This window comes from Paraburkholderia solitsugae, from assembly GCF_013177695.1.
Lineage (GTDB): Bacteria > Pseudomonadota > Gammaproteobacteria > Burkholderiales > Burkholderiaceae > Paraburkholderia > Paraburkholderia solitsugae.
Genome location: NZ_WOEY01000126.1, coordinates 1 through 25,926 on the forward strand (window position 1 = coordinate 1; position 25,926 = coordinate 25,926).

General features: G+C 61.0%; 24 protein-coding genes. 15 read left to right on the forward strand and 9 right to left on the reverse strand.

Annotated features, from left to right (window positions below):
* Positions 1-606: 606 nt before the first annotated feature.
* Genes imuA through GNZ12_RS31180 form a run of 3 tightly spaced genes read left to right on the forward strand, consistent with a single transcriptional unit; the run spans position 607 to position 6,870 of the window.
* Complete coding sequence (gene imuA / locus GNZ12_RS31170; RefSeq protein ID WP_172315967.1) at positions 607-1,446, forward strand: translesion DNA synthesis-associated protein ImuA; 840 nt, start codon at positions 607-609, stop codon at positions 1,444-1,446.
* Positions 1,346-3,220 (forward strand): Y-family DNA polymerase, encoded by a 1,875-nt coding sequence (locus tag GNZ12_RS31175; protein WP_172315968.1) that lies wholly within the window; start codon positions 1,346-1,348, stop codon positions 3,218-3,220. The genes imuA and GNZ12_RS31175 overlap by 101 nt, the downstream gene beginning before the upstream one ends.
* A 5-nt stretch (positions 3,221-3,225) precedes the next feature.
* Positions 3,226-6,870: an error-prone DNA polymerase gene (locus tag GNZ12_RS31180; protein WP_172315969.1), complete on the forward strand. Its 3,645-nt coding sequence runs from the start codon at positions 3,226-3,228 to the stop codon at positions 6,868-6,870.
* 180 nt (positions 6,871-7,050) lie between these two features.
* Here the strand turns inward: GNZ12_RS31180 and GNZ12_RS31185 are convergent, their stop codons facing one another.
* Positions 7,051-7,971 (reverse strand): dTDP-4-dehydrorhamnose reductase family protein, encoded by a 921-nt coding sequence (locus tag GNZ12_RS31185; RefSeq protein WP_172315970.1) that lies wholly within the window; start codon positions 7,969-7,971, stop codon positions 7,051-7,053.
* 13 nt (positions 7,972-7,984) lie between these two features.
* Positions 7,985-8,203 carry a heavy-metal-associated domain-containing protein gene (locus tag GNZ12_RS31190; protein WP_121109652.1) on the reverse strand — a complete coding sequence of 73 codons (219 nt, stop codon included), beginning with the start codon at positions 8,201-8,203 and terminating at the stop codon, positions 7,985-7,987.
* Positions 8,204-8,327: 124 nt separating this feature from the next.
* On the opposite strand from GNZ12_RS31190, the gene cueR reads away from it, so the two are divergent.
* The 3 genes from cueR to GNZ12_RS31205 all read left to right on the forward strand — a co-directional run bounded on the left by cueR (position 8,328) and on the right by GNZ12_RS31205 (position 9,774).
* Positions 8,328-8,750, forward strand: a complete 423-nt coding sequence (cueR, locus tag GNZ12_RS31195; protein ID WP_172315971.1) for a Cu(I)-responsive transcriptional regulator — start codon at positions 8,328-8,330, stop codon at positions 8,748-8,750.
* 294 nt (positions 8,751-9,044) lie between these two features.
* Entirely contained in the window at positions 9,045-9,191 is a 147-nt protein-coding gene (locus GNZ12_RS31200; RefSeq protein WP_172315972.1) for a DUF3563 family protein, read from the forward strand.
* Between the two features lie 229 nt (positions 9,192-9,420).
* Positions 9,421-9,774: a hypothetical protein gene (locus GNZ12_RS31205; RefSeq protein ID WP_172315973.1), complete on the forward strand. Its 354-nt coding sequence runs from the start codon at positions 9,421-9,423 to the stop codon at positions 9,772-9,774.
* Positions 9,775-9,902: 128 nt separating this feature from the next.
* Here GNZ12_RS31205 and GNZ12_RS31210 read toward each other — a convergent pair whose 3' ends face one another.
* Positions 9,903-10,748 (reverse strand): 23S rRNA (adenine(2030)-N(6))-methyltransferase RlmJ, encoded by an 846-nt coding sequence (locus GNZ12_RS31210; RefSeq protein WP_172315974.1) that lies wholly within the window; start codon positions 10,746-10,748, stop codon positions 9,903-9,905.
* On the opposite strand from GNZ12_RS31210, the gene GNZ12_RS45110 reads away from it, so the two are divergent.
* Positions 10,692-10,826, forward strand: coding sequence for a hypothetical protein (locus tag GNZ12_RS45110; protein ID WP_268959067.1), 135 nt, complete (start codon positions 10,692-10,694; stop codon positions 10,824-10,826). The two genes, GNZ12_RS31210 and GNZ12_RS45110, sit on opposite strands and share 57 nt — an antisense overlap.
* A gap of 114 nt (positions 10,827-10,940) precedes the next feature.
* On the opposite strand, the gene GNZ12_RS31215 is transcribed toward GNZ12_RS45110, so the two are convergent.
* A complete protein-coding gene (locus tag GNZ12_RS31215; protein ID WP_172315975.1) occupies positions 10,941-11,912 on the reverse strand; it encodes a potassium channel beta subunit family protein in 972 nt (323 codons plus the stop codon).
* Positions 11,913-12,134: 222 nt separating this feature from the next.
* On the opposite strand from GNZ12_RS31215, the gene GNZ12_RS31220 reads away from it, so the two are divergent.
* Both GNZ12_RS31220 and GNZ12_RS31225 read left to right on the forward strand, forming a co-directional pair.
* Complete coding sequence (locus GNZ12_RS31220; RefSeq protein ID WP_172315976.1) at positions 12,135-12,932, forward strand: 3-hydroxybutyrate dehydrogenase; 798 nt, start codon at positions 12,135-12,137, stop codon at positions 12,930-12,932.
* 10 nt (positions 12,933-12,942) lie between these two features.
* On the forward strand, positions 12,943-14,181 hold the full coding sequence (locus GNZ12_RS31225) for a DUF3734 domain-containing protein (RefSeq protein ID WP_172315977.1): 1,239 nt from the start codon (positions 12,943-12,945) through the stop codon (positions 14,179-14,181).
* 208 nt (positions 14,182-14,389) lie between these two features.
* On the opposite strand, the gene GNZ12_RS31230 is transcribed toward GNZ12_RS31225, so the two are convergent.
* A complete protein-coding gene (locus tag GNZ12_RS31230) occupies positions 14,390-15,589 on the reverse strand; it encodes an amino acid aminotransferase (protein ID WP_172315978.1) in 1,200 nt (399 codons plus the stop codon).
* A gap of 398 nt (positions 15,590-15,987) precedes the next feature.
* On the opposite strand from GNZ12_RS31230, the gene uvrB reads away from it, so the two are divergent.
* From uvrB to GNZ12_RS31255, 5 genes are all read left to right on the forward strand, one after another.
* Positions 15,988-18,078, forward strand: coding sequence for an excinuclease ABC subunit UvrB (uvrB, locus tag GNZ12_RS31235; protein WP_172315979.1), 2,091 nt, complete (start codon positions 15,988-15,990; stop codon positions 18,076-18,078).
* A gap of 327 nt (positions 18,079-18,405) precedes the next feature.
* Positions 18,406-18,954 (forward strand): iron transporter, encoded by a 549-nt coding sequence (locus GNZ12_RS31240; RefSeq protein WP_172315980.1) that lies wholly within the window; start codon positions 18,406-18,408, stop codon positions 18,952-18,954.
* Positions 18,955-19,081: 127 nt separating this feature from the next.
* Complete coding sequence (locus GNZ12_RS31245; protein WP_074284867.1) at positions 19,082-19,414, forward strand: cupredoxin domain-containing protein; 333 nt, start codon at positions 19,082-19,084, stop codon at positions 19,412-19,414.
* 82 nt (positions 19,415-19,496) lie between these two features.
* Entirely contained in the window at positions 19,497-20,342 is an 846-nt protein-coding gene (locus tag GNZ12_RS31250; RefSeq protein WP_172315981.1) for an FTR1 family iron permease, read from the forward strand.
* Positions 20,339-21,745 carry a 4Fe-4S binding protein gene (locus GNZ12_RS31255; RefSeq protein WP_172315982.1) on the forward strand — a complete coding sequence of 469 codons (1,407 nt, stop codon included), beginning with the start codon at positions 20,339-20,341 and terminating at the stop codon, positions 21,743-21,745. Before GNZ12_RS31250 ends, GNZ12_RS31255 begins: the two co-directional genes overlap by 4 nt.
* A gap of 297 nt (positions 21,746-22,042) precedes the next feature.
* Here the strand turns inward: GNZ12_RS31255 and hemP are convergent, their stop codons facing one another.
* The 4 genes from hemP to GNZ12_RS31275 form a co-directional block, all read right to left on the reverse strand.
* Positions 22,043-22,303: a hemin uptake protein HemP gene (gene hemP / locus GNZ12_RS31260; RefSeq protein ID WP_172315983.1), complete on the reverse strand. Its 261-nt coding sequence runs from the start codon at positions 22,301-22,303 to the stop codon at positions 22,043-22,045.
* A gap of 193 nt (positions 22,304-22,496) precedes the next feature.
* Positions 22,497-22,979: an SRPBCC family protein gene (locus GNZ12_RS31265; protein WP_074284863.1), complete on the reverse strand. Its 483-nt coding sequence runs from the start codon at positions 22,977-22,979 to the stop codon at positions 22,497-22,499.
* Positions 22,980-23,096: 117 nt separating this feature from the next.
* The gene (locus tag GNZ12_RS31270) at positions 23,097-23,495 is read right to left on the reverse strand and encodes an OsmC family protein (RefSeq protein ID WP_172315984.1); all 399 of its coding nucleotides are present in this window, start codon (positions 23,493-23,495) and stop codon (positions 23,097-23,099) included.
* A 202-nt stretch (positions 23,496-23,697) separates the two neighbouring features.
* Positions 23,698-24,576: a pirin family protein gene (locus tag GNZ12_RS31275; RefSeq protein ID WP_172315985.1), complete on the reverse strand. Its 879-nt coding sequence runs from the start codon at positions 24,574-24,576 to the stop codon at positions 23,698-23,700.
* 122 nt (positions 24,577-24,698) lie between these two features.
* Between GNZ12_RS31275 and GNZ12_RS31280 the strand changes: the two genes are divergently transcribed.
* Positions 24,699-25,685, forward strand: a complete 987-nt coding sequence (locus GNZ12_RS31280) for a LysR family transcriptional regulator (protein ID WP_172315986.1) — start codon at positions 24,699-24,701, stop codon at positions 25,683-25,685.
* Positions 25,686-25,926: the final 241 nt, after the last annotated feature.

Genomic DNA, 25,926 nt, shown 5'->3' on the forward strand with positions numbered 1-25,926 from the left:
ATAGTGGCATTCATCCGCCAAGACGTGCCACCACACGACTTTATTTGGCACCCCGCTGAAACCTGCGCCGATACAAGGTCTGGCTGTCGAAAATCGCGTTTTTGACCGTGGAACTGTCGAACTCCGGCTAGCTGCGTCACCACGGCATGTGATGGCATCCTCACGCCGGGACTTCTCGTCCAGATGTTTGTTCGTCGTAACGACCCGATCTGGAAACATCGCCGCCGCGACCTTACCGCGATGCGCCCCGGTTCTTCCGGTATCACGCCTTCCCCACTCGAAGCGCATTCGCGTAACCCGTCAGGTCTTACCCATATCAGCGGTGTGCATGCGCGGGCTCTTTGCTCTCATCCCTTCCAGAACACGCTAACTCTGGTTTTGCTCGCTTAGCAGCAGCGCCAAAGAACAGCTTTTCCGTAGGCGAAAAAACTGCAACAAAAACAGCCTCACCACCCCTCTTCATTTCCTTCCTGCACACGTTTCGTTGCATCGGATTGTCTTAACATCCGTCTCAAAGTACTGTATAAATATACAGTGAAAACTCGTCGCCCCATGCTTGCCCGATGCCGGGCAGGGCGGAGCATTCCCTATTGAATGAGCGTGTCTATGGCAGCAGCGATTCACCTGGCGACGACAGCACTGTCGTCGCAATTGCGGCGTCAGGTTTGGCAGGGCAATGAGCTTGCCGAGGCGGACTCGCGGGCGATTTCCAGCGGCTATGCCGCGCTGGATCAACTGCTGCCCGGACAGGGCTGGTCGGCCGGCGGCTTGACGGAGTTATTGATTGAGCACGGAGGGGTCGGCGAACTGCGCCTGCTGGCCCGCGCGCTTCGGCATCTTACGACGCAAGCCGAACGGCACGTCATGTTCGTAGCGCCCCCGTACCAGCCCTGTGCTTCGGCACTGAGGGCTTGGGGTATCGATGTCGAGCGCGTCTTATGGGTGCGCTCGAGTGAAGACCAATCCCTGTGGGCCGCTGCTCAGGCATTGAAGCAGGATGGCATCGGCGCAGTACTGGTATGGCTGCCGAATGCACGCGCCGATAAGGTTCGGCGTCTGCAGGTGGCGGCTCAGGAGTCGGCATCGCTGGCATTTTTGATCCGGCCTCTCGAGGCAGCCACTCAATCTTCGCCGGCGCCGTTGCGAATGATCTGCGAGCCGTTCTTGCCGGCCAATGCGCAGACGATCAACCGTCGTCAATGGTTGCAGGAGATTGGTATCTCGATCGACATCTTCAAGCGCCGCGGCCCGCCGCCAGCGGAGCCCCTGCGTCTCATTTTGCCGTTACAAAGCGTCTTGTTGCCGGAAAGCGGGATCGGCCGCAATCAAGGACGAGAGATCAAACATGTTGTGGATCGCAGTCACATTGCCACTCTTGTCGCTGGAAGCGGTGAAGCCTCTCGAACCGCTCCCGGATGGTTCGCCCGCGAAGCCGAACCGGTGTGAGTCCGGCGACGCGGCAAACCAGCCTCCAGGTGCCGAAAACGTCACCGAGGTGCGCTGCTATGCGCTGGCCGACCACGCGCACATCCTGATGCCGGATTTCGACGCATTGCGTGCTGGGGTGCATGCGGGGCATTCGCGCTCGTACGCATTGGCTTTGGCTCCTGGTCTCAAAATGCTTGCCGCAGACGCAGCCCGCGAAACCCAGGCGTTCGAAGCGATGGCGCTCGCTTTGCTGATGTACACACCGAAGGTGTCGCTCGCGCACGCGCACACCTTGTTGCTGGAAGTCGGCTCCGGTTTGCGGCTGTTCGGCGGCTTGCGCGCATTGTTGTCGCGGGTATCCGCGACGGTGGCTGAATTCGGCTATACGGCGCGCATCGCGTGCGCACCGACAGCCTGGGGCGCGTGGCTGTTGGCGCAGGCGCACGCCGATCGGCAGGGGCATCGTTGGCATGTGATAAAGGAAACGTCGCTTGCGCGGGTCCTCGACCGCATATCTGTGTCGTTGCTGCCGGTTGCGCAGGCGCATCGCGATGCGTTTGCGCATGTCGGTTGCACGACGCTGGCCGATTTGCGTCAACTGCCAAGATCGGGTGTCGTGCGGCGTTTCGGCAGCGGCATTCTGGATCTGCTGGCGCAAGCATATGGCACGCGTCCGGACCCGCGCGAATCGTTTCGTGCGCCGGCATCGTTTCATGCGCAGTTGGAGTTGCCGTCGCGGGTCGATAACGCTGATGCACTACTGTTCGCCGCGCGTCGGCTGATTGTGCAACTGGCGGGATGGTTGAGTGCGCATCATGCCGCGCTCAGTGGTTATACGTTGTTGCTCGAACATGAATTGGCATCCCGTCATGCACCGAAGACGTCGAGTCTGAAGGTCACGTGGGCCATACCGTCGCGCGATGCCGAGCATCTGATCTGGCTGTTGCGTGAGAAGTTGAATCAGACGATTCTGGTGGCACCCGTGATCGAGTTGAAGTTGGTCGCGGATCAGATCGGCGAGTATGCAGGGCGGTCGGACACCTTGTTTCCAATGCCCGAATCAGACGGCGATTCGGTCGCACGCCTGCTCGAACGCTTGAGCGCGCGTTTGGGGCCGGAGAACGTGCTGCAGATGTCGGTGCAGGACGATCATCGGCCTGAGCGGGCAATGCGCGTCGAGGCCTATCAGGCGCAAGCGTTTTCGCGCAAGAAGCGTTCGTCTGTGAAAGCCAGGGCAAAAATTAAAGCGGATAAAACCTGGCTGACCGATGAGTTGCAGCACGCTGCATTGGAACGTGTGCGCGCAGACGGCAATGCGACGACACAGGCAGAAAGGGCAGAACAGGCAGAACAGGCAGAGCGCACAGTACACCCGGTACACCTATCCCGGCAGTCTGACAAAACAAGTGACGCTAAAAGCAGCCGCCTATTCGTCACACAACCAGCCGATGCCCAAGCCCAAGCCCAAGCCCAAGCCCAAGCCCAAGCTCAAGCTCAAGCTCAAGCTCAAGCTCAAGCCTCACTCGATCTGCCCGACAGTGTATTGCCATCGCAGCCTCGTCCCGTCTGGATGCTTGCCAAACCGCTTCGCCTGATGGTGCGCGACCAGCGGCCGATCTATCGTCGGCCGCTGAAAATGCTCACGCGTACCGAACGGATTGAAGCAGGGTGGTGGGACGGTAACCGCGTCGAGCGGGATTACTACATTGCGGCCGATGATCGTGGTCATATGTTCTGGGTGTACCGCGAACGTTTAAACGGCGAGTGGTATCTGCAGGGTTTGTTCGGTTGAGCATCATGGCAAATTCCCGGACCTCAGTTTTATTGGAGCAGGCGCTTGCGGCCCAATTGCCGCCCTACGCAGAACTGCATTGCCTGACTAATTTCTCGTTTCTGCGCGGTGCTTCGCATCCGCATGAGTTGGTCGAGCAGGCGATGTCGCGCGGCTATAGCGCGCTCGCGATCACCGATGAATGCTCGCTGGCGGGCGTCGTGCGCGCGCACACGGCAGTGAGAGAAATCAAGCAGGAGCGGGACCGCCAACAGAAGGAACGCGAAGACAGGACGAAGGCCGCGCAAGCAGGAACGTCTGTAGAAGAAGCGGCAACGTCGACGGCCACAAAGCTAGCGGGCTCGCAACAGGAAGTCGCAGAGTCAGAAACCTCACGACAAGAAGCCTCACAACAAGAGACCGCAGAGCCAGAAGCCGCAGAGCAAGAGGCGCTAAAACCAATCCCTCACCTCATCATCGGCAGCGAACTCAGTCTGACGGACGATGCAGGCGAACCGTTCTGCACACTGGTTGCGCTCGCAACCAACCGCAATGGCTACGGCAATCTTTCCGAACTGATCACGCTAGCCCGCTCGCGTGCCGACAAGGGCAGCTATCGCCTCAGCCCGTCCGATTTCACCGATGCGTTGCCGCATCTCGAACATCTCAGGACCTTGCCCGATTGCGTCCTGATCCTCGTGCCGCAACGCGCGGCGACGCTCTCACACACGCTGCGCTGCGCGCATTGGCTCGCCTCATTGGCTCCGCAACGCTCATGGATCACACTCGAACTCTGGCAAACCGGCAGCGACGATCTTCAGATTGACGCGTTGCGGATGATTTCAAAAGCGAGCGGTTTGCCTCTGGTGGCGGCAGGTGGCGTCCTGATGCATGCGCGATCGCGCAAACCATTGCAGGACACCCTCACCGCGATCGGCCTCGTCACACCGCTATCGGCATGTGGCCACGCGCTCGAGGCCAACGCCGAGCGGCATATGCGCACTCGCGTGCGGCTTGGCAAACTGTACCCGCGCGATACGCTCGAAGAAACGCTGCGTATTGCAGCGCTATGCCGCTTCTCGCTCGACGAACTCAAGTACGAGTATCCGGAAGAACTGGTCCCCGCCGGTGAATCGCCGTCGAGCTATCTGCGCAAGCTGGTGATGGCCGGCGCAATGGAGCGCTGGCCGAACGGCATGGATCTGAAGCGAATCGGCCAAATCGAGAAAGAGTTGCTGCTGATCGCCGAGCTGAAATACGAAAAGTACTTTTTGACGGTGCACGATATCGTGAGCTTCGCACGCTCCAGAAACATTCTGTGCCAAGGCCGCGGCTCGGCGGCAAATTCGATCGTGTGCTACTGCCTGCATGTGACGGAGATCGATCCGGTCCACATGAACATGCTGATCGAACGGTTCATCTCGCGCGCGCGCAACGAACCGCCTGATATCGACGTTGATTTCGAGCATCAGCGCCGGGAAGAGGTGATTCAATATATCTACGGCAAGTACGGCCGTCATCGCGCCGCGCTCACGGCATCGCTGATCACGTATCACGCGCGCAGTGCGCTGAAGGATGTCGGCAAGGCGTTGGGGCTCGAAGCGTCGCTGATCGAGCGGATCAGTAAATCACAGCAATGGTGGGACGGCACGGATGCGGTCGCCAAATATCTGGCTGAAGCGGGCTTCGCTGCCAACTCACACATCACGCAGAATCTGATTCGTCTCACCAAGGAATTGCGCAATTTTCCGCGCCATCTGTCGCAACACGTCGGCGGCTTTGTGATCGCGAAAGACAAGCTGTCGCGGCTCGTGCCGATCGAGAACGCGACGATGAAAGACCGTAGCGTGATCGAGTGGGACAAGGACGATATCGATGCGCTCAAGCTATTGAAAGTCGACGTGCTGGCGCTCGGCATGTTGTCGGCTATCCGGCGCGCGCTGGAGTTCGTTGCATTGCGGCGCGGCTTTCCGACATTCAGGGTGCAGGATATTCCGCGCGAGGATCGAGCCGTCTACGAAATGTGCGGCCATGCCGATACGATCGGCGTATTCCAGATCGAGTCGCGTGCGCAGCAAAGCATGTTGCCGCGGCTGAAACCGAACAAGTACTACGATCTCGTGATCGAAGTCGCGATCGTGCGTCCCGGCCCGATCCAGGGCGGTATGGTGCATCCGTATTTGCGTCGTAAGCAGGGTATCGAGGCGGAAGACTACGCTAAAGATGAGTTGCGGCCAGTGCTCGAACGCACGCTCGGCGTGCCGATTTTCCAGGAACAGGTGATGCACCTGGCGATGGTTGCGGCGAAATATACCGGTGAGCAAGCCGACCAGTTACGGCGCGCGATGGCCGCGTGGAGGCGCACCGGTAATCTGGCGAAGTATCAGCAGGATCTGACCGACCGCATGCTCAAGCGAGGTTATGAACCCGAGTTCATCGCGCGCATCTGCAAACAGATCGAAGGCTTCGGCGAATATGGTTTTCCTGAAAGCCATGCGGCGAGCTTTGCCTTGCTCGTCTATCTCAGTGCGTGGTTGAAACGTTATGAGCCGGCCGCTTTTCTGGCGGGTTTGCTGAACAGTCAGCCGTTGGGGTTTTATTCGCCGTCGCAACTCGTGCAGGATGCCAGGCGTCATGGTGTCCAGGTATTGCCGCCCGACGTGACCTTGAGCGATTGGGAATCGATCTTCGAAAGACGCGGTCATGAAGGGCAGCGGATTTCATCGAGCGAGACCTGTTTGCATCGTCAGCAGGGCGTATTATCCGCGCAGCAATTACGCGATTTGTCGCTGCGGCGCTTCACGGTGGCGCGGACGATACGGCGCGCGGCAAAGCAGCTGACCGCACGCGTCTTCCAATCGTCGAAAACCTATGGTGCGCGCGGTCCGGCAGTGCGCATCGGCATGCATCTGATCAAAGGTCTTTCACAGGTGGCTGCCGAGCGCATCATGGCGGCTCGCAGCGACGCGCAGTTTACCGACGTCGACGATCTGACGCGTCGCGCGGCATTGACGCGGCGCGATCTCGAAGCGCTCGCCGCGGCGAACGCGCTGGTCAGCATCGCGGGCCATCGGCGCGAAGCGTGGTGGGCGGTGACCGCGCAGCACACCGTGCCCAAGCTGCTGCGCGATGCGCCGATCGCCGAAGCGCCGTTGGCATTGCCGCAGGCGGCCGAAAGTCGCGAGATCGTCGACGATTACGCGAGCATCGGCCTCACGCTCAATCGTCATCCGCTCGCGCTGTTGCGCGAGCGCCTTGCCAAACAGCGTTTTCGCACGGCGGCCGAACTCGTCGCGTGTCAGCACGGCACGCTGTTGCGCGCCTGTGGCATCGTCACCGTGCGGCAGCGGCCGGGCACGGCAAACGGCACCGTGTTCGTTTCCATCGAAGACGAAACCGGTTCGATCAATGTGATCGTCTGGCCAGCGCTGGTGGAAAAACAGCGCAAGGTGCTACTGGGTTCATCGTTGCTGGCGGTGTATGGCGTCTTGCAGCGTGACGACGGCGTTTCTACCGGCGGTGACAGCGCCGGCAACGTGGTGAACGCAAATCAGGCGGGCAAGGCGAAACAGAAACAGAAGGGCGAAGTGGTCCATCTCGTCGCGCATCGACTCGAAGATCACAGCGAGTGGCTCGGCGAACTGGCCACGGCGAGCCGCGATTTTCACTGATGCCGATCTGCAGTGGCTAAGCTTGCGGGCTTGACACCAGACAGGTCTGTCGCTGGGCCGTGGAAGCGTGGGCAGTCCTCGGCCGTGGTTAAGCTCGCTGCCGGGCGGCTACGCCCGGCGTTTCGCCTCACCACGGAAACGCCGACGGTACCTGCCATGGTTAAGCCTGCTGTCAGGCGACTACGCCGGCATCTCGCCTCGCCACGGAAACCGGGCCAGCACTTGCCGGATCGCAACGTCGAACGGCGTGCGGCGGCCGATGCCGAGCGCCTCAAGCCGATCCGAAGCCAGGTGACAGTTATGCGGACGCGGCGTCGCGTCGGTGGGCGTGTGCTGTGGCGTCAGTCGCGCGTCAAGTTGCAGTGCTTCCGCAAGACGCACGGCGATTTCATACTTGTTCATCGGCTCATCGCCCGACCATTGCACGATGCCGCGGATCGCCTCGCCACGTGCATGCCGTTCGAGCATCTGCCGGATCACGAACGCGACGTCCGGCGTAAAGGTCGGGTAACGAATCGCCCATGCATCCATGACGGCGGCCTTGCCCTCGTGCGAAGCCGACGCGGCAATCGCCGGCACGAGACTCGTCACCGCAGATTCTGCCCAATCGATGATCGACCCATATAGCAGCGGCAAACGCAGCACGCAGCCGAGATCGGTGGATTCCATCAACGCGCGCTCGCCTTCAAGTTTGCTGCGGCCATAGGCATTAAGTGGCGCGGGCGCGGAATCGTGCTGATAGGGCGGGTGAGTGCCGTCGAACACGTAATCGGTTGAGATCGAGAGTGTCCATGCGCGGCGACCCTTTGCCGCCGCGGCCAGGGTGCGCACCGCATCGACGTTCAACGCCCGGGCGAGCGCCGGATCGTGCTCGCACACATCCGGCCGGCGTTCCGCAGCGGCAATCACGAGCGCGTCCGGTGCTTCGCGCTCGATAAACTGCTCGACCGCCCGCGCATCGCGAATATCCAGCGCGACCGTGTTCGGACCCGGCCGGCTGAACGCCGTGGCGACAACTTGCCAGCCAGCCTGCTGTGCCAGTTCGTCGACGAGCGCCCGGCCGAGCAGCCCGGACGCACCAATGACGGCAACTTTGAACATGAGGGTCGCTCGCTTAGCCAGCCGAGCCGCTGGTCACAGCCGTAACCGTGTAGCCGGCCTCGTCGATAGCGGCCTTCAGCGTGTCAGCCGGTTGCGCGGATTCGACCGCCACACGGCCGGATGCCAGATCGACCTGGACCTGAGCGGCTCCATCGTGTTCACGGATCGCGTTCGTGACCGCAGCCACACAATGCTGACAACTCATGCCTTCTACCTGGAATTCGATCGTCATCGGGATTGCCTCGAAAAATATGAACGTTGCGATAGTTGAATTATGCCTGCCGATGCGCACCTGAGTGACTGACCTTCCCACCATGGGAAGGTGTACGATCGGCGCACATACCGGAGATACAGTCATGAACATCGGTGAAGCGGCCCGCGCGTCGGGCGTCACGGCGAAAATGATTCGCTACTACGAAAGCGTGGGCTTGCTGGCGGCGAAGGCGCGCACGAGCGCCGGCTATCGCGTGTATGGGCCGCAAGAGGTTCATTCGCTGCGTTTCATCCGGCAGGCTCGCCGTCTTGGTTTTCTGGTCGAGGACATCCGTCGATTGCTGGCACTGTGGTACGACCGGTCGCGCGCCAGCGCCGAAGTGAAGGCGATTGCGCTGGAGCATGTCGCGGAGCTCGATCGCCGCATTGCCGAGCTGACTGACATGCGCGACACATTGGCGCATCTGGCCGACCATTGTCACGGCGACGACCGCCCGGATTGCCCGATTATCGAGCGGCTCGCCGATAACGATCTGGTGTCGGGGAACGGTTGTCATCCGATTTGAAAGCGCCGGGTGCAACCTGTCGCGAGATTCGTCGCAACCGGACGCCAAAAAGCACCATAATGGTGTGAAATAATTTGGGGTAATATCGATTGTCGCGGAAGGGCTATCTTGAATTTAGATAAATCAAAGACTTACGTGCACCACGGGCGTGCACCATTCCAAAACGGAATGCACGTCATGCGGGCATTTCACTAGCAAGGTTGCACCATAGGGCTATAATCCGGGTTAACCCTTTTACGGGAAATCCCTGATGCAAAACTCACCGGGGATTCAATCTGATCCTTGGAGAACATCATGTTTGCATACGTACTTGAAAAGCTGAGCACCTGGTTTGAATCTGCAGAACGCAGCCGCCGTGAAGCCTATCTGGCGTCGTCGTCGGATATCGTTCAGCTCGAACAGCGCATCCGCTCGCTCGAAACCAACGGCTACTCGCTGTAAATTTCAACTGCATCAGGTTTGACCCGGCAGCGCTTGCGCGCAGCCATTGCAGTAAAGTGTTGAGCCCCGTATAGACGGGGCTTTGTCACATCTGGACTACGAGAATTTCACGACAAGTGGCCCTTCAAGGCGACTCATGGCCAATAACGACTAGCCTGACGGTTGCCGCCGCGGTAAGGTAAGGCGTTTTCTGCGCAATCCGGCATTCCCAAACTCAACCGGTCCGCCCATGCTTCCTGTCCGCTTGCTCAAATCCGTCCTGGCTGCGGCCGTCGCCGCCTCGCTGACAATGGTTTTCGCAGTACCGGCAACCTTCGCCGCGTCGAGCAACGACACCCGCAAGCCCGTGATACTCGACTCGCAGAGCGGAATAAGCGACGGCCAGAGCGGCACGGTGCTGCAGACCGCGCCGCTCTCGCGACAGCCGATCGTAGGGGCGCAGCCTATCGCGACGCCCGCGGAGTTGGCGCCGAATTCGTCGATGCCGATCGTTGTCGCACCCTACATCCCGCTGCCTGTCGGCGGTGGCACGCCGTCTCCACAACCTCAGCCGCAACCTCGCCCGGCGCCTCGCACGCAATAAGCGTTTCCGGCGCGATATCTCCCAGAGCAAACCAGCAAAGCTGGCCGAGTGCCATGATGGGTGATTGCGCAAACTGCGACCGAGCTTGACCGCCGCGATATACGTGCGTGCGGAGCCTGCAACGCGGCTCAATCGCCGCGATATTCGACCTTGAACTGCGCGGCCTTGTCCTCGCCGAGCGTCTGGACCAGCCAGGGCATCTGGTCTTTCAGCGTTTTTGCCAGCGTATACGGCGGATTCAGGATGAACATGCCGCTGCCGAACAACCCGAAGCCGTCGGTCGGCGGATTGCTGACGGTCAGGCTCACATGCAGCCAGTTGCGCTCCTGCAGCTTCTTCAACTGATCGGGAAAGCGCTGCGATTCGAGCCGCCTTACCTGCGGATACCAGACCGCGTAGGTGCCGGTCGGAAAGCGCTTCAGGCTTTCTTCGACGCAGCGCAGCGTGCGCGTGTAATCGCGCTTGTCTTCGTACGACGGATCGAGCAACACCAGCGCGCGGCGCGGCGCCGGCGGCAGCAACGCGAGGATGCCGTCGAATCCGTCGCCCGCATAGAGCATCGCGCGACGGCCTGCGTCGCGGAAGTTATGGCGCAGCACGTCGATCTCAGTGGTGTGCAGTTCGAACAGGCGCATACGGTCCTGCTCGCGCATCTGCCGCCACGCGATATAAGGCGAACCCGGGTAGAAGCGCAACTGGCCGTCCGGATTCAGCGCGCTCACTTCGTCGACGTAGTCGGCAAAGAGCGACGGCAGATCGTTCCGTTCCCATAGTTTGGCGATGCCGGTCTGGAACTCGCCGGTTTTGGTCGCGTAGCCTTCCTTCAGCGAATAGACGCCGGCGCCCGCGTGCGTGTCGATATACCAGTAGGCTTTGTCCTTCTGGCCGAGGTAGCGCAGTAGCTGCAACACGACGGCGTGTTTCAGAACGTCGGCGTGATTGCCTGCATGAAAGGCGTGGCGGTAGCTGAGCATGATGAGGAGACGCTGAAAGAGGGCGTGCCGGTCCAGGGCGGATTCGGCGATGCGAGTGCAATGCGGCAGCACAACTGAAGTGCAGCGCGGTCGCGTATTGTACGCGACGCCGCGTTGCACTCCGTAGTGCGTTGCGCGTGATACGACCCTGATGGTGCGCGGGCCATGCTCCGCGGTCCGGCGAGCGGCCGGTCAATCGTAGGCGTCGCCGACGATCTCTTCGATCCGCTGCTTGATCTCCGGCGTGATTCGCTCGGCCACATCGGCGGATTTCATGTTCTCACCAATCTGTTCGACGCGCGACGCGCCGGTGATTACGGTGCTCACATGCGGATTCTTCAGAATCCACGCAATCGCCAACTGGCCGACCGTGCAGCTCAGCTCGTCGGCGACCTCGCCCAGCTCGCCGACCACGTTGTTCTTGCCGGTATCGGTGAGCTGCTTGCGCAGCCAGTCGTAGCCTTGCAGTTGTGCGCGGCTATCGGCAGGTACGCCGCCGCGGTACTTGCCGGTGAGCAGGCCGGATGCGAGCGGGCTCCAGGTGGTGAGCCCAAGGCCGATATCCTCGTAAAGCCGCTTGTATTCCTGTTCGACGCGCTTGCGGTGGAACAGGTTGTACTGCGGCTGCTCCATGACCGGTTTGTGCAGGTGATGCCGTTCAGCGATCTCGTAAGCTGCGCGGATTTCATCGGCGCTCCATTCGGATGTGCCCCAGTACAGTGCCTTGCCGCGCGTAATCATGTCGCTCATGGCCCAGACGGTTTCTTCGACCGGCGTGTTCGGGTCAGGACGATGACAGAACACCAGATCGACATAATCGAGTTGCAGGCGTTTGAGCGACGAGTCGATCGCGTTCAGCAAATATTTGCGGTTCAGCGTGTGGTACTGGTTCGGCGCTTCGTTGAGCCCCCAGAAGAATTTCGTCGATACCACATAGCTCACGCGCGGCCACGCCAGTTCCTTGAGCGCCTGGCCCATGATCTCTTCGGATTGGCCGCCGGCGTATACCTCCGCGTTGTCGAAGAAGTTGACACCCGCATCGCGCGCGGCCGCAAGCGATTCGCGCGCCGCACGATGATCCACCTGATTGCCGTAAGTGACCCATGAGCCGATGGACAGTTCGCTGACTTGCAGGCCGGAACGGCCCAGACGTCGATAATTCATGCATTCCTCCTTGGTAGTGATGCCGCCGGAATCCCGCTGAGGCGTCCAGTTTAAAGAGATAAGGCCCGATGTGCGTTTTACGGATGCAGTTCACGCGGTTCATGCACAATAGCAGCGTTGGCCGCAGTGCAGCATTCAGCCAAACGGCCTATGCCGTTTGGCTGACGTCACGCCGCCCGCGGCCCGTGGTCTCATTGTTCACCAACTGCATGGAGGTTCTGGATGTCGTCACTGAACACGAATCTGAATGGCAAGGTCGCGGTGGTTACCGGCGCCGCGAGCGGCATCGGCAAGCAGATTGCGCTCACGCTTTCCGCAGCCGGCGCGGCGGTCGCGATCGCCGACCTGAACCAGGACGGCGCGAACGCTGTCGCTGAAGAAATCAAGCAGGGCGGGGGCAAGGCAATCGGCGTGGCGATGGACGTCACGAATGAAGACGCCGTCAACCAGGGCATCGACAAAGTCGCCGCCGAGTTCGGCTCGATCGACATTCTGATTTCCAACGCCGGCATCCAGATCGTCAATCCGATCGAAAACTACTCGTTTTCCGACTGGAAGAAGATGCAGGCAATCCACGTGGACGGCGCCTTCCTTACCACCAAGGCTGCGCTCAAGCACATGTACAAAGACGATCGTGGCGGCATCGTGATCTACATGGGTTCGGTCCATTCGCACGAAGCGTCGCCGCTGAAGTCCGCGTATGTCACGGCCAAACATGCGCTGCTGGGGCTCGCGCGCGTACTGGCCAAGGAAGGCGCGAAACACAACGTGCGCTCGCATGTGGTGTGTCCGGGTTTTGTGCGTACGCCGCTGGTCGACAAGCAGATTCCCGAGCAAGCCAAAGAACTCGGCATCAGCGAAGAAGACGTGGTCAAGCGCGTGATGCTGGGCGGCACGGTCGACGGCATCTTCACCACGGTGGAAGACGTCGCGCAGACGGTGCTGTTCCTGTCCACGTTCCCGACTGCGGCGCTGACCGGCCAGTCCTTTATTGTGAGCCACGGCTGGTATATGCAATAAGGAGGTGCCTATGGCGCAACGCAATCTCAAACGGGCGCGCGTCGGCGCGCCCGGCGGCGGGGAAGGCGAGGGCGCCGGTCCGGCACCCTCCGCGCATCCCAGCCAGCATCTCCGATTCCCGAAATACGAAACCGTCGCATTGATGCTGCAAGGCGGCGGTGCGCTGGGCGCCTATCAGGCCGGCGTCTTTCAGGGGCTTTACGAAGCCGGCATCGAACCGAACTGGCTCGCCGGCATTTCGATCGGTGCGCTGAATACGGCCATCATTGCCGGCAATGCGCCGGAGAAACGCGTCGAGCGGCTGCTGCAATTCTGGGAGACGATCTGCCAGCCGGCGTTCGGGCCACCGTTGCCGGCCTTTATCGAGCACGCGCTGTTCAATTCCAGTGAAGCCGTTCGCAAGGCCTTCACGGCGACGCAGGCAATGGGCGCGATCGTGGAGGGGCAAAAGGGCTTCTTCGTGCCGCGTTTCCCGCCGCCGTTGCCCACCGTCTCCGGGCCGCCGCAATTGGCAAGCTACTACGACACCACGCCGCTCAAGGCCACGCTGGAAGCGTTCTGTGATTTCGATCGCATCAATTCCGGCGAGACGCGTGTGTCGGTGGGGGCGGTGAATTGCGGTACAGGCAATTTCGCCTACTTCGATAACACGCATACGAAACTGAGGCCTGAGCATTTCATGGCGTCAGGTGCGTTGCCGCCGGGTTTCGCGGCGGTCGAAATCGACGGCCAGTACTACTGGGACGGCGGCTTGATGTCGAACACGCCGCTCTATGAGGTGATTCAGACCACGCCGCGTCGCGATACGCTTGCGTTCCAGGTTGATCTCTGGAGCGCGGTCGGGCCGGTGCCGGACAACATCACCGATGTTCAGGGGCGCATGAAAGACATCCAGTACTCGAGTCGCACGCGTCTCGTGACCGATATGCTGCAACGTTCGCAGCGTTTCCGGCATGTGCTGCGCGAGGTGCTCGATCGCGTGCCGTCTGACCAGCGCGACGATCCGTGGTGCAAGCTGGCGGATGAGCTATCGTGTTCGAAGCGCTACAACGTGATCCACCTCATCTATCGGCAGAAGGAATACGAAGGGCATTTCAAAGACTTCCAGTTCGGCCTCACGACAATGCGTGAACACTGGAACAGCGGCCTGGAAGATATCCGCCATTCGCTTGCGCAACCCGATTGGCTCGACATGCCGGATAACGACTCAGGGTTTGTCACGCACGATATCCATCGGGATATGCGCTGAAACCGCCGTGAATGGCAGCAGAAGGCCATATCAGCGACTGACGGCAGCAAGCCGCATCGGTAAGTAACAGTCACACGTCCAGCAGCAGCCGGCCAAAAAAAAACGGCGCCCGAGAGGGCGCCGTTTCTACAAGCAGCTTCAACAAGCAATTCAAGCCGCTTTAGCCAGGCAAGGCGCGTGCGATGAACGCCCCGCGCCCTGAAATGCCTTACTTCAGCACGTGAGCAATCGCGCTAGCCACCACGTCGAGGTTGCGCGTATTCAGCGCAGCCACGCAGATGCGGCCCGTGCTCACCGCGTAGATGCCGAACTCTTCACGCAGGCGATCCACTTGCGGCGCCGTCAGACCCGAGTACGAGAACATGCCGCGTTGTGCGTTCACAAAGCCGAAATCGCGATCCACGCCGCTTGCCTTCAGACGTTCGACCAGACCGTTGCGCATTGCGCGGATACGGTCGCGCATTTCGGCGAGTTCCGTTTCCCACGTGGCGCGCAGTTCAGCCGATGCGAGCACCGCCGCAACCACCGAGCCGCCGTGCGTCGGCGGGTTCGAGTAGTTCGTGCGGATCACGCGCTTCAGTTGCGACAGCACGCGAGCAGACTCTTCCTTGCTTGCCGTGATGATCGACAGTGCGCCGACACGCTCGCCGTACAGCGAGAACGACTTCGAGAACGACGACGACACGAACACGTTCAGTTCCGATGCCGCGAACAGACGGACTGCTGCAGCGTCGGATTCGATCTCGTCACCGAAGCCCTGGTAAGCGATGTCGAGGAACGGCACCAGATTGCGCGCCTTGACGACCTCGACGATCTGCTTCCATTGGTCGACCGTCAGGTCGACGCCGGTCGGGTTGTGGCAGCATGCGTGCAGCACGACAACCGTGCCTGCGGCATAGCTGTTCAGCGCGCTCAGCATGCCTTCGAAGTTCACGCCGTGCGTGTGCGCGTCGTAGTACGGATAGTTCACGACTTCGAAGCCGGCGCTTTCGAACAGCGCGCGGTGGTTTTCCCAGCTCGGGTCGCTGATCGCAACCTTGGTGTTCGGGTTCAGGCGCTTCAGGAAGTCGGCGCCGATTTTCAGCGCGCCCGTGCCGCCCAGTGCTTGCGCCGTCACGACGCGGCCTGCCGCGATCAGCGGCGAGTCGTTGCCGAGCAGCAGCTTCTGCACGGCAGCGTCGTAGGCGGCGATGCCTTCGATCGGCAGATAGCCACGCGGCAGCGCAGCTTCGACGCGTGCCTTTTCCGCCTCGCGCACGGCGCGCAGCAGCGGAATCTTGCCTTCTTCATTGAAGTACACGCCGACGCCAAGGTTGACCTTGGTGGTGCGCGCATCGGCATTGAAAGCTTCGTTCAGGCCCAGAATCGGGTCGCGGGGAGCAAGTTCGACGGCGGAGAACAGAGACATGATGGATGGGCAGCAGTAGTGAAAAGAGGACGGCTTCGAGCGCGGGCGGCCCGGCCAACGGTGCCTGACGGACAATTCAGACGGCGGGCGGGCATCGACGAGCGAGCGCAACTTGCCATTGTAGCGAATCCGCAGGCATTTTTTCGACCAGCGACGGCCGCGAGACTGAATTATTTGCTTGAAAAACAGGCACTCCGGTGTCATGTCGTCGTAGCGGATTTGCTTGGGACGAGGCCGGCAAAGGCTGAACAACTGGCTCAAGCCGGCGGCAAACCGCCTCTGCATCGGCCACCTGGCGTGCATCCCGCCGTCCCCGCAAGCCCTACGCAGACCCGCTCAGCCCGGGTTCCCGCAACCCGTTAGAATAGTTCTTTGCCCAAGGCCCGGTGCCGCTCCCCATGTCCGAACAACATCTGACCGAAGTCGACGAGACGCTTGACGAATCCAAATTCGTCACGTTCGAAGGCTCGCCGTTCCAGCTTTACCAGCCGTATCCGCCCGCCGGCGACCAGCCGACGGCGATCGACACGCTTGTCGAAGGCATTGAGGACGGCTTGTCGTTCCAGACGCTGCTCGGCGTGACCGGCTCCGGCAAAACCTTCACGATGGCCAACACCATCGCGCGGCTCGGCCGGCCGGCGATCGTCTTCGCGCCGAACAAGACGCTCGCGGCGCAGCTCTATTCGGAGTTTCGCGAGTTCTTTCCGCGCAACGCGGTCGAGTATTTCGTTTCGTACTACGACTACTACCAGCCGGAAGCGTACGTGCCGCAGCGCGACCTGTTCATCGAGAAAGATTCGTCGATCAACGAGCACATCGAACAGATGCGGCTGTCGGCCACCAAGAGCCTGATGGAGCGGCGCGACGTGATCATCGTCGGCACGGTGTCGGCGATTTACGGTATCGGCAATCCGTCCGAGTATCACAAGATGATTCTGACGCTACGCACGGGTGACAAGCTCGGCCAGCGCGACATCATCGCCCGGCTGATTGCGATGCAGTACAACCGCAATGAAGCCGACTTCCAGCGCGGTTCGTTTCGCGTGCGCGGCGACACCATTGATATTTTCCCGGCTGAGCACGCCGAAATGGCGGTGCGCATCGAATTGTTCGACGACGAAGTCGAGACGCTGCAACTGTTCGATCCGCTCACCGGCCGCGTGCGGCAGAAGATTTCGCGTTTCACCGTGTACCCGTCGTCGCACTATGTGACGCCGCGTGACACCGTGGTGCGCGCGGTCGAAACAATCAAGACCGAACTACGCGACCGGCTCGAGTTCTTCTATAGCAACGGAAAGCTCGTCGAAGCGCAGCGGCTCGAGCAGCGCACCCGCTTCGATCTGGAAATGCTGCAGGAGTTGGGTTTCTGCAAGGGGATCGAGAACTACTCGCGGCACTTCTCGGGCGCCGCCCCCGGCGAGCCGCCGCCGACACTGGTCGACTATTTGCCGCCCGACGCGCTGATGCTGCTCGACGAGTCGCACGTGCTGATCGGCCAGCTGAACGGCATGTATAACGGCGACCGGGCACGTAAAGAGAATCTGGTCGACTACGGTTTTCGCCTGCCGTCAGCGCTCGATAATCGTCCGCTCAAGTTCAACGAGTTCGAGCGCAAGATGCGCCAGGTCGTGTTCGTGTCGGCCACGCCGGCAGATTACGAGAAAAAGACGGCGGGGCAGGTGGCCGAGCAACTCGTGCGTCCAACCGGCCTCGTCGATCCGGAAATCGAGGTGCGCCCGGCGCGCACCCAGGTCGACGATGTGCTCGCCGAGATCAACGAGCGCGTCAAAGTCGGCGACCGCGTGCTGGTCACGGTGCTGACCAAGCGTATGGCGGAGCAGCTCACTGAGTTTCTGGCCGACCACGGCGTCAAGGTGCGCTACCTGCACAGCGACATCGATACGGTGGAGCGGGTGGAAATCATCCGCGATTTGCGGCTGGGCACGTTCGACGTGCTGGTCGGGATCAACCTGCTGCGCGAGGGGCTGGATATTCCGGAAGTCTCGCTGGTCGCGATTCTCGACGCGGACAAAGAAGGCTTCCTGCGCGCGGAGCGCTCGCTGATCCAGACCATCGGCCGGGCGGCACGTAACGTGAACGGCAAGGCGATTCTCTATGCGGACAGAGTGACCGACTCGATGCGCCGCGCCATCGACGAAACCGAGCGGCGGCGCACCAAGCAGATTGCCTATAACCTGGAGCGCGGCATTACGCCGCGCGGTGTGGTCAAGCGGATCCGCGACATCATCGACGGCGTGTATAACGTCGACGATGCGCGTGCCGAGCTGAAGGAACAGCAGACTCGGGCGAAATTCGAGGACATGTCCGAGAAGCAGCTCGCCAAGGAACTCAAGCGTCTCGAAAAACAGATGATGGAGCACGCGAAGAATCTCGAATTCGAGAAGGCCGCGCAGACCCGCGATCAACTGGCGCTGCTGCGGCAACGCGTGTTCGGCGCGAACGTCGGCGACCACGTGCCCGGCGTTTAATCGACCCCTCCTTACGCTCAGGGCGCGGCAATGTGCCGCGCCTTGTCTTTCCTACGCCTTACACCCCGCCAACACCTTCATCCGCGCTTTCCTGAAGGCCGCCTTAAGACCCCCGCTGCCATAAGGCTTTGCGCGCGACCGCATTTGTTCTCCCTACCAATCAGTGATAAACTCGACCAATATTGAGAATGGTTCGCATTAACGTTCGTAAAGAGTCTTACGGTCCGCCGCGCCTGTTCAGGAACGCCCGGATCGCGGCATAAAACGCATGCGCAACGCACTGTTCCAATGGGTTCGATTCCAGTCTGATAAAAACAAGGAGTTTCAATGCGGATTTCTTCATTTGTGCGCGGTGGCGCAGCGGCGGTGGCGGCAGTCGCGGCGCTTTCCGCAACGGCAGCGGAATACCCGATCGGCAAGCAGCAGATTCAGGGCGGCATGGAAATCGGCGCGGTCTACCTGCAGCCGGTCACGATGGAACCCGAAGGCATGATGCGCAAGGCGTCGGACTCGGACATCCACCTGGAAGCCGACATCCACGCGGTCAAGAACAATCCGACCGGTTTCGCCGAAGGCGACTGGATGCCGTATCTGCAAGTTCGTTATGAGTTGACGAAAGCCGGTTCGAATCAGACCCAGAAGGGCGACATGATGGCGATGGTCGCTAACGACGGTCCGCACTACGGCGACAACGTCAAGCTGCAAGGTCCGGGCAAATATCACCTGAAGATGATCGTCGAAGCGCCGATGCAAACCGGCCACATGGCGTTCGGCCGTCACGTCGACAAGGAAACCGGCGTGGGTCCGTGGTTCAGGCCGATTACGCTCGAATACGATTTCACGTACGCGGGTATCGGCAAGAAGGGCGGTTACTGATCGCCGCAGACGCAGATCATCACGGCTCGTCACGCGTCGCTTGTGGCCACGCGTGAGCGAAGGAGTGAATGCAGCAGGCGGCGTGCGGACAACAAATCCCGCCGCGCCGCGTTTTCCGGAAAGGCTAATGAGAATTAACCGAAAGATCGCGATCCTCGCCATGACCACCCTGCTGGCGGGCGCCGCGCACGCGGCGGATCTGCCGACCTTCAAGCTGGAAATGACCGACGGCAAGCTGAATCCAGCTCGCATCGAAGTGCCGGCGGGGCAGCGTATCAAGATCGAAGTGCGCAATACCGGCAAGGGCGCGGCCGAGTTCGAAAGCGTGCAGTTGCGCAAAGAAAAGGTGTTGGCGCCGGGTGCGGAGTCGTTTGTCGTGATTGCTCCGCTGGAGCCGGGCGAATACAAGTTCTTCGACGATTTCCATCAGCAGGCGCAAGGCGTGATCGTCGCGAAGTAGCGGCTTGGGACGCGAGCGCATGCCCTGGACAAAAAGGTCACGCGTTCGCCGCAGTAGCAGAAGGGTAGAAGGGAGAGCTTGGATGGGTCAGATTCTATTCATTGTGTGGCGGGAAAGTGTCGAGGCCTTGCTGGTCGTCGGCATCCTGTACGCGTGGTTGAAAAATGGCGACGACGATGCGCGCCGCGGTTTGCCGTACCTGTGGGGCGGGGTCGCGGCCGGTGTGATCGCGGCGGTCGCGCTTGGCGCGGCGCTGGTCGGTTTCACCGAAGTGCTCTCCGGTGACGCGCAGGATTATTTCCAGACCGCCATGGTGCTGGTCGCGTGTGTGCTGATCGTGCAGATGGTGTTGTGGATGAAGCAGCACGGCCGGTCCCTCAAGCGCGACATGGAACAGTCGTTGCAAAAGAGCAAGCACGATTCGAACTGGTGGGGCGTCGCCTTGCTGGTCGCATTGGCGATCGCTCGCGAAGGCAGTGAAACGGTGATCTTCCTGTACGGTCTCGGCTTTGGCCAATCGGGTCACGTGGACGGCAGTCAGATGCTCGCGGTGTTGATCGGCCTCGGTCTCGCGTTCCTGACCTTCTACGTGCTGCAGTTGGGCGGCAAATACTTCTCGTGGCGGCTCTTCTTCCGCGTCACGGAAATCATGCTGCTGTTCCTCGGTGCGGGCCTGTTCCAGACCGGCGTCGACAAGTTGATCGACAAGGAAATCCTGCCGACGATCATCGATCAGATGTGGAATTCGTCAGTAATCCTCGACGATTCGAGCACCTTGGGTTCGCTGGTCGCGACGCTCACCGGTTATCGCGCCCACCCGGCGCTGATGAATCTGATTGCCTACGCCGTGTATTGGGCGGTCGTTTATCTGCTGGTGCGCCGCGCGAATCGCAAACCGGTACAGCAAGCCGTAGGGCGCGCAGCATGAGCACCGTCATGACCCGCCCGGGGCGCCTTGCCGCGGCCGGGCAGTGGATGCAGCGTCACGGCGGCTTCATTCGCGGCATTCAGTGGGTCGTGGTGGCGGTGTACGCGTTCCTGATTCTCGTGCCGGCGGCGATGCCGCTGCCGGACGACACCGCGCATCTGTGGAATAACCTGACGCTTGCCGCGCAGTTTGTGTTCTGGGGCATCTGGTGGCCCTTCGTGCTGCTGTCGATGGTGATGCTGGGCCGTGTCTGGTGCGGCGTGCTGTGTCCAGAAGGCGCGCTCGCCGAATTCGCCAGCAAGTATGGTCGCGGCTGGGCGATTCCGCGCTGGATGCGCTGGGGCGGCTGGCCGTTCGTCGCGTTCGGCATCACCACCATCTACGGGCAGATGGTCAGCGTCTACCAGTATCCGAAGGCAGTGCTGCTGGTGCTCGGCGGCTCGACCTTCGCGGCGATGATCATCGGCTTGCTATACGGGCGCGAGAAGCGCGTCTGGTGCAAGTATCTGTGCCCCGTCAACGGGGTTTTTTCACTACTGGCGCGTCTCGCGCCGTTCCACTACAAAGTCGATGAAGACGCGTGGCGACGTTCGTACAAGAACGGCGAACATGGGCATCGCGTAATTCCGATCAATTGCGCGCCGCTGGTGCCGTTGCGCAATATGAAGGGCGCGTCGGACTGTCATATGTGCGGCCGTTGCAGCGGGCATCGCGACGCCATCGCGCTGACGTGGCGCGCGCCGTCGTCGGAAGTCGTGCAGCTCGGCGACAAACAGGCGAACCCGTGGGATACCGCGTTGATCCTGTACGGCCTGCTCGGCATCGCGATCGGTGCGTTTCACTGGACCGCTTCGCGCTGGTTCATCGATCTGAAGATGTTCTTCGCCACGTGGCTGGTCGATCATGACATCACCTGGCCGCTCGACACTAACGCGCCGTGGTTCCTGTTCACGCATTACCCCGAGCAGAACGACGTGTTCTCGTGGCTCGACGGTACGATGGTGATCGGCTACATCCTCGCCACGGCGCTGGTGTACGGCACGGCGCTGCTGGTGCTGCTGATGGGCGCGACGCGCACGCTGGGGCGTTTCAACTTCGTGCGTCTGCATCATTTGACGCAAGGCCTGATTCCCATTGCCGGCGCAGGCGTGTTTCTCGGTTTGTCGGCGACCACGCTGTCGCTGCTGCGTGCGGAACATGTGTCGTTGTGGTGGGCGTCGGATATGCGTATCGCGATTCTGGCGATTGCCAACCTGTGGAGCGCCTGGCTCGCCTGGCTCGTCACACGCCGCTACAGCGCGCGCTTCGTTCAACGCGGCCTCGCGATGGTGTGGTTCGTCGCGGCGCTCGCGGTTGTCGATAGCGCATGGTGGTTGATGTTCTGGGGCTGGGCGTCGAAGTGAGTCTGAACGCTGCGACGCGTTATCGAGACTCTATCGGCGCCGTGCCAAACAAAAAGCCGTGGAGATGACAGCATCCCACGGCTTTTAAATTTGCTTGTTTGCAACACACGTCGTTTCGTGTATCCGCATTGGGTGAGAACCAAAAAAGCGGCCTGGCTTGCTGCGACGGCTGGCTTGGTGTCTGCACGAAGGGGTCTAGTTCTCACGTGCAAGCCGTCGTGGCTGGCTACTGCCTAACACCTCTCGAGGAGGTGGTCCCCACAATACCCGGTACGACCTTCTATTCGTTCTCACCTGTTACTTCGTCAGGATCAGCTTGCCCAGGCGCGTTGCCCGCAACTGGTAGGTTTCGCCGTTATGCAGGATGCTGACGTGGCTATGTCCTTGCAGCAGTGCGTCGCTGCGTACGACCCGATCCGCCGTTTCGCCCGAACCGTTGGCGCGATCCGCAGCGGGCTTCGCGGCGGTTGCCGTCGCCGTCGATGCTTTCGGACGGCTGGTCAGCGCGGCCGTCGGGCGGCGCAGGCTGAGCATGGAAGAGCGGTTGAGATCGGTCATTCGTTTTTGCTGTTGTCGATTCGATGGATTAATTCTAAATGATAACCATTCCCATTTGAAAGAAAGAGAAATTCATCGGATCTGACTTTCGATAGTTGAATGATGGGGAGCAGGGCGACAAGGGAAGGCAGGCCGCCTTCTACAGGGCGGCCTCACGCAGCGCAACGGCGCGGGCAGAACGCCCGCACGCGATTCAATGCAACGAACCAGGCTCCTGCTTGGTCTGCACGTACTGGCGGATCAGCCGCACGGTATCGATATCGTTCTCGCGATACGCTGACTTCACGATCTCTTGCGTCGTCACAGCGTCCTGGTCGTCGGAGACCGGCAAGGTGGTCGTGTATTCGAAGCGCAGGAACAATTGCAATTCGTCAGGCTGCTCGATGGTCATCGTCAGCGAGCCGCCCACATAGTCCGCGGTCGGCAGGATGTCGTAGCGCACGCTCTGACGATCCTGAAGCGTGACACGGTCGCGCACAGTGGCCTGGCCGTAGTGCAGTTCGCGCTCGAGCGTGTCGCCTTCGCGCGAAAGGATGGTGCAACTGTCGAGTCCGATCACGAACAGTTGCGGCTGTTCGGCACGCAGCACGAGACCCTCCCACAACTGCTCGCGGGTCATCGAGTCGACTAACGGATTCAACGGATCGTTGATCTGGATAAGGTGTTCGAAATTCAAAACGACGGCTTCCTATGAAAGCGTTTTACAACATTCAGCCCGGTTGAGCCGGCTCCCGCCATTGTCGCGCCCAGCGAGCTATCGCGCCAACGTGCTGACGCGTGAGGCCGCATGGCGTCATGCAACGGCAAGACCCGAACGTATCGTGATCGAATGCGTGAGGATCTTGTGAACCGGGCACGCATTGGCAATCTGCAAGAGTCGTTCCCGCTGCTCGTCGGTCAGATCGCCTTCCAGCACGATCTTGCGGTCGATGGTCGAGCCTGCCTCGCCGGTTTCCATCGACAGCGCCACGCGCACGCCAGCGAGCGGCCAGCCCTTACGCTGAGCGTACATCTTCAGCGTGATCGACGTGCAGGCCCCGAGGCTCGACAGCAATAGCGCGACGGGCGCCGGCCCGCGATCGCCGCCGCCAAGCGACTCAGGTTCGTCGGCGAGCCACGTGTGCTTGCCGTCGTCGAAATGGACCTGGAAATTCGTCGAACCGATGTGGGCGGTGACGGTGGACTCTGCCATGCGCGCTCCTGAACAGGGACGGAAATCGCCGCGCGCCACGGTCCGTCATGGTTAGACAGCGTGGCGCGCGGCATGAATTGCTATTGTGAACGAATTTACCGGCCTTCGCGCCCATGTGCGGCGGCGCCGGCGCCGGCGCCGGCGGCGTGGTGAGCGCCGCGCCACCGCAATCGTGAGCGGCGGCGCGTGCCGAAGTGGCCGATTAGTGGGTGATCGCGCCCATGCGTCCGGCCTGGTAATCGGTCACGGCCTGACGGATTTCATCTTCCGTGTTCATCACGAACGGGCCGTAGCGCACCACCGGTTCCTTCAGCGGCACGCCGCCGAGCAGCAACACTTCAAGCGGCTCGGCGCCGGCCGTGAGCGTGACCGATTCGCCGTCGTTCTGAAACACAACCATCTTCTGCGCGTCGATTTCCTGTCGCGCCTCGCCTTCGCCATAGAAGCCCTTGCCGGACAGGCTGTAAGCAAACACGCGATAGTCGGCGGGCACCGGCTGCTGGATCGTCGCGCCCGGTTGCAGCGAGAAATGCTGATACAGGATCGGCGTGCGCGTTTCGATCGCCGCCTTCACACCGAGCGCTTCGCCTGCGATCACCTTGACGGTGACCTTACCGTCCGCGGACGTTGCGACCGGAATGCTGGCCGACGGTATCTCCTGATAGCGCGGCGCGATCATCTTGTCGCGGCGCGGCAGATTCACCCACAGTTGCACGCCGTGCACGCGCCCACCGGTGCGCAGGAACGACGGGTCCGGCATCTCACTGTGCACGACCCCTGCGCCCGCCGTCATCCATTGCACGTCGCCGGGACGCAGCGTGCCCGAATGGCCCGCCGAATCCTTGTGGCCGAACTGGCCCTCGAGCGCGTACGTGACGGTCTCGAAGCCGCGATGCGGATGATCCGGCGCACCTTTCGCCTCGCCCGGCGCGTAGTCGATCGGCCCCATTTCGTCGAGCAGCAGGAACGGATCGAAATCCATCAGCAAACGGGTCGGAAACGGGCGGTGAACGATAAAGCCGCCGCCTTCGGTCGTGCGAACAGCGGGAAACGTGCGTTCGATCGTGCGTGTCGTGCTCATCAAAGTCACCTTGAAAAATGGGGAATAGCGTTATTTTTGAAACATGGAGCTATTATAGGGACCGTTTTCCTAGGTGCCAGCCACCGTCACGCAATGGATTGTTCTATTACTGGAACGATGAGATGAAGATCGATTCACACAATCTGAATGACCTGATGTACTTTTCGCAGGTCGTCGAACACGGTGGTTTTTCCGCGGCCGAGCGCGTTCTGGGCATTTCCAAGTCGCGCCTGTCGCGCCGGCTGACCGAGCTGGAAGCATCGCTGGGCGTTCGTTTGCTGCAGCGCTCCACCCGCAAGCTGGCGCTCACCGAAGCCGGCCAGCTCTTCTACCAGCACTGTCAGGCGATGCTGAGCGAGGCCCAGGCGGCCGTTAATGTCGTGCAGCAGCTGCGCTCGTCGCCGCGCGGTACGGTGCGCGTCAGCGTGCCAGTGACGATTTCGCAGACGATTCTGTCGCAGATCCTGCCGGAATTCATGCATCGCTATCCGGAAGTGCGCGTGGTCATGCGCGTGACGAACCGTGTGATCGATCTGTTCGAGGATTCGATCGACATCGCGCTGCGCGTGCGTTCCGATCCGCCAGAAAACGCCAACATCGTCGTGCGCCCGTTGTGGCGCACGCAGCAGATGCTGGTTGGTGCGCCGAGCCTGTTGCAGCAGAATGCGCCGCCGCTGTTACCTGGCGATCTGAGCCGTTTTGAAACGCTCGACGTGCCGACAGGCGACGGCCGCCACGTCTTCAATCTGATCGCTCCCGATGGCACGCACCACGCGCACGAACACGAGCCGCGCCTCGTCACCGCCGATCTGATGACGATTCGTGAAGCGGTGCTATCCGGCGTCGGTATCGCCGCATTGCCGGAAATGATGTACGGCAGCGCGTTGCGCGCGGGACAGTTGTCGCCGGTGATGCCGGGGTGGACCCTTCCGACGCCGCAGTTGTACGCGGTATTTGTGTCGCGGCAGGGGATGGTGCCGGCTGTGCGCGCATTCGTCGATTATCTGGTCGAAATGCTCGATCCGGACGAAGGTAAGCACATCACGGGCGAGTGTCCGACGCGTGCAGCGCAAGACGCTGCGCAGCCCGTTCTAGCGGTCGCTTCATAGCACGTATTACGCGCTGCAACATCGCTTTTAGCATTTAAGCGCGGCTTGTCATGAGTACTTTCAATGACAGTTTGCTTGAATGCGCGCGCTCACAGGCCTATAGTGAAATCCCTTCGCTAAGGAGTCTCTTATGCGAAAACTCATGGCCTCTATGATAGTGGGCCTGATAGGGCTGACCGCGCTGTCCGTGTCGATCACGGCTGTCGCATGCGGTGACTCGAGCTATCAGTCATCTTCTGAT